We start from the raw sequence: 13036 nt of genomic DNA, 5'->3' as shown, positions 1-13036 counted from the left end.
TAGCGGCGCGTCAGCAACTGGCCTCAGCCTCCGAGCTACAGGCCAGCATCGCCTGTTCGACCGCCGCGCCCACCAGCGCAATCGCCTGTTCGGTGGCATCGGTAATCGGCAACGCATAGTTGAGACGCAGGCAGTTGCGATACTTGCCCGATGCAGAAAACAACGAACCGACTGCCACCTGAATTTTCGACGCGCGTAGCGCCGTATTCAGGCGCACCGCATCGAAGGCTTCCGGCAATTCGATCCACATCAGAAAGCTGCCCTGTGGGCGCGACACACAGATGCCACATGGGAAATAGTGACGCACCCAGCAGCTAAAGGTTTCGTAATTGCGTTGATAAACCTGACGCATACGACGCAGGTGCGGCCCATAATGACCCAGGCGGATAAACTCGGCCACCACATGCTGCGTCATGGTGGCGGAGGAACCGGTACCGATATATTTCATGTGCAGCACCCGTTCACGGTAACGTCCCGGCGCGACCCAGCCAACCCGCAAACCGGGTGAAAGCGTTTTGGAGAACGAGCTGCACAGCAGCACACGTCCATCCATGTCCAGCGACTTAATACTGATGGGACGCGGATATTCCCACGCCAGCTCACCATACACATCATCTTCAATAATCGCCGCATCAAAGCGTTGCGCCAGCGTCAGCAGTGCCCGCTTACGTGCTTCCGGCATGATAAAACCCAGCGGGTTATTGCAGTTTGGTACCACCACCACCGCTTTGATTGGCCACTGCTCGAATGCCAGCTCCAGCGCTTCAAGGCTGATACCCGTCACCGAGTCGGTCGGGATTTCAATGGCGCGAATACCAAAGCCGCGCAAGGTTTGCATGGTGCCGTGGAAAGTGGGTGATTCCACCGCAATGATATCGCCGGGCTGGCAAACGGCACGGATAGACACCGACAAGGCTTCGTGGCATCCGGTGGTCACCACAATGTCATCGGCACTGAGCTGGCAGCCACTATCAATCGACAGACGCGCCACCTGTTCGCGCAGCGCCGTGACACCTAATAAGGTGTCGTAACTCAGCAGGTTGATGTCCTGCTTTTGCGCCATACGACTCTGAATTTTCCACAGCGGTTTTAGCGTGGGCTGCGTCAGGTCCGGGATACCGCTACCTAACTGAATCACGTCCCCCTCAATGCGGCTGCTGAGCAGTTCCAGCACTGACTCCCACTGAGTCACTTCTACCGGGCGTTGCGCAGGACGTGTTAGTGCCGGGACAGGCGGCGTGGCTTTGCGGGTTGCAACAAAATAGCCGGAACGCGGTTGTGGCACGATCAGCTGCTTCTCTTCCAGCAGATGATAAGCCTGCTGGACAGTACTGATACTCACACCGTGTTCAATACTGAGTGTACGCACCGAGGGTAAACGTTCGCCGCTGCGATACAAACCCTGCTCGATGCGGTCTGACAGCAGACAAGCCAAATGTTGATAACGCGTCATCGTATGCCCCTCATGATTCGCCGACGGTAAAAACCAGTACAGATCAGATTAATTTTTACCATTCAGATCGGTCACAGCGCAATCTGTATGTTTAAGAAATGTGTTTTTTGAATCTGTATTGAAATGCAGGGAAAACAGACAATGTTCCTCAGACATCATACCGAGGGCAAAATAATGGAATTCGAACAAAACCGTGCGGCAAAACCCTTCAACGTGACTTTGCTGGATATTTACCGCGCACTGAGGCAACGGGTGAAAAGCTGGTATGCGCGTCGACAAACCCGCCGCATTCTGTCGCACCTGAGCGATACCCAGTTGCGCGATATCGGGCTGACGCGCGGAGATATCGACCGCCGTGACTGATGATACAGACGAAAAAAAACCCTGCCGAAGCAGGGTTTTTTAATGGCTGGCTTACGAACGATTACTCGTCGTCGCTACCGCCGAGACCGGCGTTCAGCAGTTCAGCCAGGCTTGCAGAGGCTTCATCCGCAGTCACCTGCGGTGCAACCGGTGCTTCACCCGCCTGACGGCGACGCATACGATCCTGATGGTAAGCATAACCCGTACCGGCTGGGATCAGACGACCCACGATAACGTTCTCTTTCAGGCCACGCAGTTCGTCGCGCTTGCCTGCTACTGCGGCTTCGGTCAGGACACGTGTCGTTTCCTGGAACGATGCTGCAGAGATGAACGACTCGGTTGCCAGAGACGCTTTGGTAATACCCAGCAGGTCGCGCATGTAGGTGGCACCCAACTTGCCGTTCGCTTCCAGATCACGGTTAGAGATCTTGATGCGAGACACTTCAGCCTGCTCACCTTCCAGGAAGTCGGTGCTTCCGGCGCTGACGATGGTCGCTTTACGCAGCATCTGACGCACGATGACTTCAATGTGCTTATCGTTAATCTTAACGCCTTGCAGACGGTATACTTCCTGCACTTCGTTAGTGATGTAACGGGTAACAGCATGAACGCCACGCAGACGCAGAATGTCATGCGGAGATTCCGGGCCGTCAGATACGACGTCACCACGTTCAACGCGCTCACCTTCAAATACGTTGAGCTGACGCCATTTCGGAATCATCTCTTCGTATGGATCGCTGCCATCAACCGGGGTGATTACCAGGCGACGCTTACCTTTGGTCTCTTTGCCGAAGGAGATGATACCGCTGATCTCCGCCAGGATTGCTGGCTCTTTCGGACGACGCGCTTCGAACAGATCCGCAACGCGTGGCAGACCACCGGTGATGTCCTTGGTACCGCCAGATTCCTGCGGAACACGCGACAGGGTGTCACCCGCGCTGATCTTCACACCATCTTCCAGCTGAACAATCGCTTTGCCCGGCAGGAAGTACTGAGCCGGCATGTCGGTGCCAGGGATCAGAACGTCGTCGCCATTGGCATCAACGATTTTCAGTGCCGGACGCAGATCTTTACCGCCTGAAGTACGCTCAGCAGAGTCCAGAATCACCAGCGATGACAGACCGGTTAACTCGTCAGTCTGACGGGTAATGGTCTGCCCGTCGATCATATCGGTGAAGCGGATGAAACCGTTCACTTCAGTGATGACCGGCATGGTATGCGGATCCCAGTTCGCCACGGTTTCGCCCGCGTTGACCTGCTCACCATCACCTTTCGCCATCACAGCACCGTAAGGGACTTTATAGCTCTCTTTGGTACGACCGAACTCGTCGATCATTTTCAGCTCAACGTTACGCGAAACGATCACCAGCTTACCAGTGGAGTTGGTAACGGTTTTCGCGTTGGTCAGCTTGATAGTACCTTTGTTTTTCACCTGAATGCTGGATTCAGCAGCCGCACGAGATGCCGCACCACCGATGTGGAAGGTACGCATCGTCAGCTGAGTACCCGGCTCACCGATGGACTGTGCTGCGATAACGCCGATGGCCTCACCTTTGTTGATGATGTGACCACGAGCCAGATCGCGACCGTAGCAGTGTGCACACACACCAAAGTCGGTTTCACAGCTAACCACGGAACGTACTTTGATGGCGTCAACAGAGTTCTGCTCAACCACATCACACCAGTGCTCATCAAGCAGGGTGTTACGCGGGATCAGAATGTCTGCGGTGCCCGGCTTGAGCACGTCTTCTGCGGTCACACGACCCAGTACACGCTCACGCAGCGGCTCTTTAACATCGCCACCCTCGATAACCGGGGTCATCATGATACCTTCGAAGGTACCACAATCGTCCTCGGTCACCACCAGGTCCTGGGCCACGTCAACCAGACGACGGGTCAGGTAACCGGAGTTCGCGGTTTTCAGTGCGGTATCCGCCAGACCTTTACGCGCACCGTGGGTTGAGATGAAGTACTGGAGTACGTTCAGACCTTCACGGAAGTTCGCGGTGATCGGCGTTTCGATGATGGAGCCATCCGGCTTCGCCATCAGACCACGCATACCTGCCAGCTGACGAATCTGTGCTGCAGAACCACGCGCACCGGAGTCGGCCATCATGTAGATGCTGTTAAAGGAAACCTGTTTCTCTTCTTCGCCGTGACGGTTGATCACGGTTTCAGTTTGCAGGTTATCCATCATCGCTTTGGAAACGCGTTCGTTAGCAGCGGCCCAGATATCGATGACTTTGTTGTAACGTTCGCCAGCGGTTACCAGACCAGACTGGAACTGCTCCTGGATCTCAGCAACTTCAGCTTCCGCTTCTGCGATGATCTCAGCTTTCTTCGCCGGGATAACCATGTCGTCGATACCAACAGAGGCACCTGAACGGGCTGCATACGCGAAGCCGGTGTACATGGTCTGGTCAGCGAAGATAACGGTCGGCTTCAGGCCCAGAATGCGGTAACAGGTGTTCAGCATTTTGGAGATAGCCTTTTTACCCAGCGCCTGGTTGACGATGGAGTAAGGCAGACCTTTCGGCACGATCATCCACAGGATCGCACGACCAATGGTGGTGTCGATCAGGCTGGTTTTCGCAACGAATTCATCTTGTTCGTTTTTGCTGTACTCGGTGATACGCACTTTCACGCGGGCATGCAGCTCGGCCAGGCCAGCGCGGTAAACACGCTCAGCTTCTTTCGGGCCAGTCAGCACCATGCCTTCGCCTTTGGCGTTCACTTTGTCGCGGGTCATGTAGTACAGACCCAGAACAACGTCCTGAGACGGAACGATGATTGGCTCGCCGTTCGCCGGAGACAGAATGTTGTTGGTAGACATCATCAGCGCACGCGCTTCCAACTGGGCTTCCAGCGTCAGCGGTACGTGAACGGCCATCTGGTCACCATCGAAGTCGGCGTTATAGGCCGCACAAACCAGCGGGTGCAGCTGGATTGCTTTACCTTCGATCAGAACCGGTTCAAACGCCTGGATACCCAGACGGTGCAGGGTTGGTGCACGGTTCAGCAGTACCGGGTGTTCACGAATTACTTCGTCCAGGATATCCCAAACGACGGCTTCTTCGCGCTCAACCATTTTCTTCGCGGCTTTGATGGTGGTGGCGAGGCCACGCAGTTCCAGCTTGCCGTAAATGAACGGTTTGAACAGCTCAAGTGCCATTTTCTTCGGCAGGCCGCACTGATGCAGACGCAGGTATGGACCTACGGTGATTACCGAACGACCAGAGTAGTCAACACGTTTACCCAGCAGGTTCTGACGGAAACGACCCTGCTTACCTTTGATCATGTCTGCCAGTGATTTCAGCGGACGCTTGTTGGAGCCAGTGATGGCGCGACCACGACGGCCGTTATCCAGCAATGCATCAACCGCTTCCTGCAGCATACGTTTTTCGTTACGCACGATGATATCCGGCGCAGCCAGATCCAGCAGGCGTTTCAGACGGTTGTTACGGTTGATCACGCGACGATACAGATCGTTCAGATCCGACGTGGCGAAACGACCACCATCCAGCGGAACCAGCGGACGCAGATCCGGCGGCAGTACCGGCAGCACGGTCAGGATCATCCACTCTGGCTTGTTGCCAGACTGAACGAACGCTTCCAGCAGCTTGATACGCTTGGTCAGCTTCTTACGCTTGGTTTCAGAGTTGGTTTCGTTCAACTCTTCACGCAGTTGCTCGCACTCCTGCTCCAGATCCATGTTTTTCAACAGGGCCTGGATAGCTTCCGCACCCATCTTCGCGTCGAATTCGTCACCGAATTCTTCCAGCGCGTCGAGGTACTGCTCTTCAGTCAGGATCTGACGTTTTTCGAGGTTGGTCATGCCACCTTCGACAACCACATAGGATTCGAAGTACAGCACGCGCTCGATGTCACGCAGCGGCATATCCAGCAGCAAACCGATACGGGACGGCAGTGATTTCAGGAACCAAATGTGTGCAGTCGGCGAAGCCAGTTCGATATGGCCCATACGCTCACGACGCACTTTGGTCTGCGTGACTTCAACGCCACACTTCTCACAAATCACGCCACGGTGTTTCAGGCGCTTGTACTTACCGCACAGGCACTCGTAATCTTTTACCGGTCCGAAAATACGGGCACAGAAAAGACCGTCACGCTCCGGCTTGAAGGTACGGTAGTTAATGGTTTCCGGCTTTTTAACTTCACCAAAAGACCAGGAACGGATCATGTCTGGCGAGGCCAGAGCAATTTTGATCGCATCAAACTCTTCGGTTTTAGTTTGCGCTTTCAGAAACTTAAGTAAGTCTTTCACGGATTAGCTCCCGTCGGAGTGAGACTCTCAGGGATGTTCGACCCCAGCCGAACATCCCATAACCAGTACAAATGCGAGTGCTTACTCGTCTTCCAGCTCGATGTTGATACCCAGCGAGCGAATCTCTTTCAACAGTACGTTGAAGGATTCCGGCATGCCCGGTTCCATCTGATGGTTGCCATCGACGATGTTTTTATACATCTTCGTGCGGCCATTCACGTCATCAGACTTAACGGTCAGCATTTCCTGCAGGGTATAAGCGGCACCGTATGCTTCCAGTGCCCACACTTCCATCTCACCGAAGCGCTGGCCACCGAACTGTGCTTTACCACCCAGCGGCTGCTGAGTAACCAGGCTGTAAGAACCGGTGGAACGGGCGTGCATCTTGTCATCGACCAAGTGGTTCAGTTTCAGCATGTACATGTAACCGACGGTTACCTGACGCTCAAACTGCTCACCGGTACGGCCGTCGAACAGGGTGATCTGACCGGAAGAAGGCAGGCCGCCGAGCTGCAACAGCTCTTTGATTTCGCTCTCTTTCGCACCATCAAACACCGGAGTCGCAATCGGCATACCTTTTTTCAGGTTCTCTGCCAGACGCAGTACTTCGTCGTCACTGAAGGTGTTCAGGTCAACTTTCTGACGCACGTCGGTGCCCAGATCGTAAGCACGCTGGATAAACTCACGCAGTTTGGCGACTTCTTCCTGCTTCTTCAGCATGGCATTGATCTTCTCACCAATACCTTTCGCCGCCATACCCAGGTGGGTTTCCAGGATCTGACCGATGTTCATACGTGACGGTACGCCCAGCGGGTTCAGTACGATGTCAACTGGCGTGCCGTTTTCGTCGTAAGGCATATCTTCGATCGGGTTGATCTTAGAGATAACACCTTTGTTTCCGTGACGACCTGCCATCTTGTCACCAGGCTGGATCTGACGTTTAACGGCCAGATACACTTTAACGATTTTCAGCACGCCCGGTGCCAGATCATCGCCCTGAGTGATCTTGCGACGCTTCGCTTCGAGTTTCTTCTCAAACTCGTGCTTCAGCTCGTCATACTGCTCAGCCAGCTGCTCCAGCGCATTCTGTTTCTCTTCGTCGGTCAGGCCCAGCTCCAGCCAGCGCTCACGCGGCAGCTTGTCCAGCTTCTCAGCCTCAACGCCACCCGAGATCAGTACCGCCTGGATACGACCGAACAGGCCAGCTTCAAGGATCTGCAGTTCTTCAGACAGGTCTTTCTTCGCCTGCTTCAGCTGCATCTCTTCGATTTCCAGCGCACGCTTGTCTTTTTCCACGCCATCGCGGGTAAAGACCTGCACGTCGATAACCGTACCGGAAACGCCATTCGGCACGCGCAGTGACGAGTCTTTCACGTCAGACGCTTTTTCACCGAAGATGGCACGCAGCAGTTTCTCTTCTGGCGTCAGCTGGGTTTCACCTTTCGGCGTTACCTTACCAACCAGAATGTCACCACCGGTCACTTCAGCACCGATGTAAACGATACCGGACTCATCCAGTTTGGAGAGCGCAGCTTCACCCACGTTCGGGATGTCAGCGGTGATCTCTTCTGGCCCCAGTTTGGTGTCACGAGACACACAAGCCAGTTCCTGAATATGGATGGTGGTGAAACGGTCTTCCTGGACAACACGCTCAGAAACGAGGATGGAGTCTTCGAAGTTGTAGCCGTTCCACGGCATGAACGCTACGCGCATGTTCTGGCCCAGCGCCAGCTCACCGAGGTCGGTAGACGGGCCGTCAGCCAGCACGTCGCCGCGCTCAATCGGTTCGCCCAGAGAGACACACGGCATCTGGTTGATGCAGGTGTTCTGGTTCGAACGGGTGTATTTGGTCAGGTTGTAGATGTCGATGCCCGCTTCACCTGGGTACATCTCATCTTCGTTAACCTTGATCACGATACGTGAGGCATCAACGTACTGGATAGTACCGCCACGTTTGGCTACGGCTGTTACACCGGAGTCAACCGCAACCGCACGCTCCATACCGGTACCAACCAGCGGCTTATCAGCACGCAGAGTCGGAACGGCCTGACGTTGCATGTTTGCACCCATCAATGCACGGTTGGCGTCATCGTGTTCCAGGAACGGGATCAGTGACGCACCAACAGAAACAACCTGCTGGGTCGAAACGTCCATATAGTCAACCTGGTCGCGGCTGAACAGGCTTGATTCGCCTTTGCTACGACAGGTAACCAGATCGTCAACGAATGAACCGTCGTCGGCCAAGTTGGTGTTCGCCTGAGCGATAACGAAGTTACCCTCTTCAATTGCAGAGAGGTAATGGATCTCGTCACTCACTTTACCGTCAACAACACGACGGTACGGCGTTTCCAGGAAGCCATATTCGTTAGTCTGTGCGTACACGGACAACGAGTTGATCAGACCGATGTTCGGACCTTCCGGCGTTTCGATTGGACATACGCGACCATAGTGAGTCGGGTGTACGTCACGCACTTCGAAGCCAGCACGTTCACGGGTCAGACCGCCTGGGCCGAGGGCTGAAATACGACGCTTATGCGTAATCTCAGACAGCGGGTTGTTCTGGTCCATAAACTGAGACAGCTGGCTGGAACCGAAGAACTCTTTAACGGCTGCTGAAATTGGCTTGGCGTTGATCATGTCCTGAGGCATCAGGGTGTCGAGATCGCCCAGAGACAGACGCTCTTTCACCGCACGCTCTACACGCACCAGACCAACACGGAACTGGTTTTCTGCCATTTCGCCAACAGAACGGATACGACGGTTGCCGAGGTGGTCGATATCGTCCACTTCGCCTTTACCGTTACGGATATCGATGAGCTTCTTCATCACTTCGATGATGTCAGACTTGCTCAGGATACCGGAACCTTCGATCTCGTCACGCAGCAGAGAACGGTTGAACTTCATGCGGCCAACCGCAGACAGATCATAACGATCTTCAGAGAAGAACAGGTTCTCGAACAGGTTTTCTGCAGCTTCACGCGTCGGCGGCTCGCCAGGACGCATCATGCGGTAGATCTCAACCAGCGCGCTCAGGCGATCATTGGTTGGGTCAACACGCAGCGTCTCAGAAATGTACGGGCCGTGATCCAGATCGTTGGTGAACAGCGTTTCAATGCGCTTGTGACCGGACTGGCTCAGTTTTGCCAGCAGATCCAGTGACAGCTCCATGTTCGCTGCAACGATCAACTCACCGGTGTTCTGATCGATATAGTCTTTCGCTACCACTTTGCCGGCAATGTATTCAACCGGGACTTCGATGTGCTGGATATTGTCTTTTTCCAGCTGGCGGATGTGGCGAGCGGTAATGCGACGACCTTTCTCAACGTACACCGTGCCGTTGGCTTCGATATCGAAGGAGGCGGTTTCACCACGCAGGCGCTCAGGCACCAGTTCCATCTGCAGTTTATTGTCGCGGATTTCGAACACCACTTTTTCGAAGAACAGATCAAGAATCTGCTCCGTGGTGTAATGCAGCGCACGCAGGATGATACTGGCCGGCAGCTTACGGCGACGGTCAATACGGACAAACAGGTTGTCTTTCGGGTCAAACTCGAAGTCGAGCCATGAACCACGGTAAGGGATGATACGTGCGTTATACAGCACTTTACCGGAAGAGTGCGTTTTACCCTTATCGCTGTCAAAGAACACGCCAGGACTACGATGCAGCTGAGAAACGATAACACGCTCAGTACCGTTGATAACAAAGGTACCGTTTTCGGTCATGAGCGGAATTTCGCCCATGTACACTTCTTGTTCTTTAATGTCTTTAACGGTGCCTTCTGGCGCTTCGCGCTCGTAGATCACCAGACGCAGTTTGACGCGCAGCGGTGCAGAGAAAGTCACGCCACGGATCTGACATTCTTTTACGTCAAAGACAGGTTCACCCAGACGGTAGCTGACATACTGCAACTCAGAGTTGCCGCTGTAGCTCGCGATCGGGAATACGGAACGGAAGGCAGCTTCCAATCCATACTGACCTTCTGGATCTTGCTCGATAAACTTCTGGAACGAGTCAAGCTGGATAGAAAGGAGATAAGGTATGTCCAGCACTTGCGGACGTTTACCAAAATCCTTACGAATACGTTTTTTCTCGGTATAGGAGTAAACCATAGGGTTCCTCAGCTAGCTGACAAGTCGACCCACGCTGTCCGTCCTGAAGGGACAGTTCATGCAACACTATTTTGTTTTTCATGCGATGCGCGGCACCCCATGCAATACATCTTTCTATCACTCTTAAATCATTTCATCGCCGTTGTACGGGCAGGGAACCCTCACAGGAAAGCGATATATTAAGGCGTCGATAGAAAAAGATATTGAAGAGAAACAATGGACAAACAGTGCGAAACGCCATCATTCCCCTGTAGCGCAAAAAGGCTGGTGACTAAAAAGTCACCAGCCATCAGTCTGAAACTACTCAGACTGCAACCCGAAGGTTGTCTTACTTAACTTCAACTTCTGCGCCAGCTTCTTTCAGCTGTGCTTCGAGAGCAGCAGCGTCAGCTTTGCTGAGGCCTTCTTTGATCACGCCAGTTGCTTCAACCAGATCTTTGGCTTCTTTCAGGCCCAGACCAGTTGCGGTACGAACGGCTTTGATTACTGCAACTTTGTTCGCGCCAGCAGCTTTCAGGATCACGTCGAATTCAGTTTTCTCTTCAACAGCTTCAGCCGGGCCAGCAGCAACAGCTACAGCAGCAGCAGCAGAAACGCCGAATTTTTCTTCCATAGCAGAAACCAGCTCAACAACTTCCATTACGGACATTGCTGCAACGGCTTCCAGGATTTGGTCTTTAGTGATAGACATAACAATTGTTCCTAAGAATCAGTATAAGTTTATGCGTTAAAGCACGAAGGAAAAGAGGGCTTAAGCCGCTTCTTTTGCGTCGCGTACAGCAGCCAGAGTACGAACCAGTTTGCCTGCAGCGGCTTCTTTCATGGTCGACATCAGACGTGCCAGTGCTTCTTCGTAAGTCGGCAGAGTCGCCAGACGGTCAATATTGGCCGCCGTGATCAGCTCACCTTCAAAGGCTGCAGCTTTGACCTCGAATTTTGCATTCGCTTTCGCGAAATCTTTGAACAGACGAGCAGCAGCGCCCGGGTGTTCCATAGAATATGCAATCAGGGTCGGACCAACAAACGTGTCTTTCAGGCACTCGAACTGAGTACCTTCAACGATGCGGCGCAGCAGGGTGTTGCGAACAACACGCATGTAAACGCCAGCTTCACGACCTGCTTTACGCAGTTCGGTCATTTTATCAACGGTCACGCCGCGGGAATCCGCAACAACCGCTGACAGCGCGCCTTTGGCTACTTCGCTGACTTCAGCAACAATTGCTTGTTTGTCTTGAAGATTTAATGCCATTAGCTTTTGCTCCTGGATTTGACCGGGGAAGGATTTCCCCGGAACTCACTTCACTTATCCACCCGAAGGCAATAAGCGCTATTACACGGTGAGCAGAATCCAGTTAAGAAAAAATTCTTTGTGGTTCTGTCACCGTCTACGCAGGGGATTAAGCGTTTTATCCGGAGATATCGCGCTCCTGCGGTCTTGGACGGAGGCCAGGATAAGGCCTGGCTCCAACCTTAGTGCCTGAATAACAAAGGGATGAACCTCAGCTTTTCAATCACTATGAATCTTGGTTCTGAATTGAGTGTTCAACCAGAACAACGGGCGTAAGATTCTAGATGAATTTTTCGCCCGTTTCAAGCAGCAATTAGTTTGCTGCTGCGTTCAGACCAGCCTGGTCGATGGCAACGCCAGCGCCCATGGTGGTAGACAGGCTAACTTTCTTGATGTACACGCCTTTCGCCTGAGCAGGTTTTGCTTTTTTCAGCGCAACCAGCAGAGATTCCAGGTTTTCTTTCAGTTTGTCAGCGTCGAAGTCCACTTTACCGATGGTGGTGTGAATGATGCCGTTTTTGTCGTTACGGTAACGAACCTGACCTGCTTTCGCGTTTTTAACCGCTTCAGCAACGTTCGGCGTTACAGTACCCACTTTCGGGTTTGGCATCAGACCGCGCGGGCCCAGAACCTGGCCGAGCTGGCCAACAACGCGCATTGCATCCGGAGAAGCAATAACAACGTCAAAGTTCATTTCGCCTTTTTTGATCTGGTCAGCCAGATCTTCCATACCTACCAGCTCTGCGCCAGCTGCTTTAGCAGCTTCAGCGTTTGCGCCCTGGGTAAATACGGCAACGCGTACTGAACGACCAGTACCGTGCGGCAGTACAGTTGCACCACGAACGTTCTGATCAGATTTACGAGCATCGATGCCGAGGTTAACAGCAACGTCCACGCTCTCTACAAACTTAGCAGTAGCCAGTTCTTTCAGCAGAGCAACAGCTTCGTTGATGTCATACTGTTTAGTTGCATCAACTTTGTCACGGATCACGCGCATGCGCTTGGTCAGCTTAGCCATTTCTTAGTCCTCCACTACCAGGCCCATGGAACGAGCAGTACCTTCGATAGAGCGAGTCATCGCTTCTACGTCAGCACCAGTCATGTCCGCAGCTTTGGTTTCTGCGATTTCACGTACCTGAGCACGGGTTACTTTACCGACTTTGTCTTTGTTCGGCTTACCAGAACCAGACTTGATGCCCGCTGCTTTTTTCAGCAGTACGGCAGCCGGAGGTGTTTTGGTAACGAAGGTGAAAGAACGGTCGCTGTATACGGTGATAACAACAGGAGTCGGCAGACCTTTTTCCAGAGATTCGGTCTTCGCGTTAAACGCTTTACAGAATTCCATGATGTTAACGCCCTGCTGACCCAGAGCTGGACCAACCGGTGGGCTCGGGTTAGCCATACCAGCTGCAACCTGCAGCTTGACATAGGCTTGTACTTTCTTAGCCATGATATTTCCTCTATTGGGTTATAGCGCCTGCAAAACAGGCTCCCCGTGATGACAATTCACACGCTGTCGCCAGCGCATAAAAACAAA

The 13036-nt window shown here is 53.3% G+C and carries 8 protein-coding genes; 1 reads left to right on the top strand and 7 read right to left on the bottom strand.

Annotated features, from left to right (window positions below):
- Window positions 1–10: 10 nt before the first annotated feature.
- Entirely contained in the window at window positions 11–1453 is a 1443-nt protein-coding gene (locus tag PAT9B_RS01115; RefSeq protein ID WP_013507408.1) for a PLP-dependent aminotransferase family protein, read from the bottom strand.
- 174 nt (window positions 1454–1627) lie between these two features.
- On the opposite strand from PAT9B_RS01115, the gene PAT9B_RS01110 reads away from it, so the two are divergent.
- Window positions 1628–1816, top strand: coding sequence for a DUF1127 domain-containing protein (locus tag PAT9B_RS01110; RefSeq protein ID WP_013507407.1), 189 nt, complete (start codon window positions 1628–1630; stop codon window positions 1814–1816).
- 61 nt (window positions 1817–1877) lie between these two features.
- Here the strand turns inward: PAT9B_RS01110 and rpoC are convergent, their stop codons facing one another.
- From rpoC to rplK, 6 genes are all read right to left on the bottom strand, one after another.
- Entirely contained in the window at window positions 1878–6101 is a 4224-nt protein-coding gene (gene rpoC, locus PAT9B_RS01105; protein ID WP_013507406.1) for a DNA-directed RNA polymerase subunit beta', read from the bottom strand.
- Window positions 6102–6182: 81 nt separating this feature from the next.
- Window positions 6183–10211: a DNA-directed RNA polymerase subunit beta gene (rpoB, locus tag PAT9B_RS01100; RefSeq protein WP_013507405.1), complete on the bottom strand. Its 4029-nt coding sequence runs from the start codon at window positions 10209–10211 to the stop codon at window positions 6183–6185.
- Between the two features lie 328 nt (window positions 10212–10539).
- A complete protein-coding gene (gene rplL, locus PAT9B_RS01095) occupies window positions 10540–10902 on the bottom strand; it encodes a 50S ribosomal protein L7/L12 (protein ID WP_013507404.1) in 363 nt (120 codons plus the stop codon).
- Window positions 10903–10962: 60 nt separating this feature from the next.
- Window positions 10963–11460, bottom strand: a complete 498-nt coding sequence (gene rplJ, locus PAT9B_RS01090) for a 50S ribosomal protein L10 (RefSeq protein WP_013507403.1) — start codon at window positions 11458–11460, stop codon at window positions 10963–10965.
- 352 nt (window positions 11461–11812) lie between these two features.
- Window positions 11813–12517: a 50S ribosomal protein L1 gene (gene rplA / locus PAT9B_RS01085; protein WP_013507402.1), complete on the bottom strand. Its 705-nt coding sequence runs from the start codon at window positions 12515–12517 to the stop codon at window positions 11813–11815.
- A 3-nt stretch (window positions 12518–12520) separates the two neighbouring features.
- Entirely contained in the window at window positions 12521–12949 is a 429-nt protein-coding gene (gene rplK, locus PAT9B_RS01080) for a 50S ribosomal protein L11 (RefSeq protein ID WP_013507401.1), read from the bottom strand.
- Window positions 12950–13036: the final 87 nt, after the last annotated feature.

The organism is Pantoea sp. At-9b (assembly GCF_000175935.2).
GTDB lineage: Bacteria > Pseudomonadota > Gammaproteobacteria > Enterobacterales > Enterobacteriaceae > Pantoea.
This window is presented reverse-complemented; position numbering and strand designations above follow the sequence as displayed.

Excerpts from the sequence above, each read along its gene's own strand:
- rplJ (WP_013507403.1), bottom strand. The coding sequence starts at position 11,460 with ATGGCATTAAATCTTCAAGACAAACAAGCAATTGTTGCTGAAGTCAGC.
- PAT9B_RS01110 (WP_013507407.1), top strand. The coding sequence starts at position 1,628 with ATGGAATTCGAACAAAACCGTGCGGCAAAACCCTTCAACGTGACTTTG.
- rplA (WP_013507402.1), bottom strand. The coding sequence starts at position 12,517 with ATGGCTAAGCTGACCAAGCGCATGCGCGTGATCCGTGACAAAGTTGAT.
- rpoB (WP_013507405.1), bottom strand. The coding sequence starts at position 10,211 with ATGGTTTACTCCTATACCGAGAAAAAACGTATTCGTAAGGATTTTGGT.
- rplK (WP_013507401.1), bottom strand. The coding sequence starts at position 12,949 with ATGGCTAAGAAAGTACAAGCCTATGTCAAGCTGCAGGTTGCAGCTGGT.
- PAT9B_RS01115 (WP_013507408.1), bottom strand. The coding sequence starts at position 1,453 with ATGACGCGTTATCAACATTTGGCTTGTCTGCTGTCAGACCGCATCGAG.
- rplL (WP_013507404.1), bottom strand. The coding sequence starts at position 10,902 with ATGTCTATCACTAAAGACCAAATCCTGGAAGCCGTTGCAGCAATGTCC.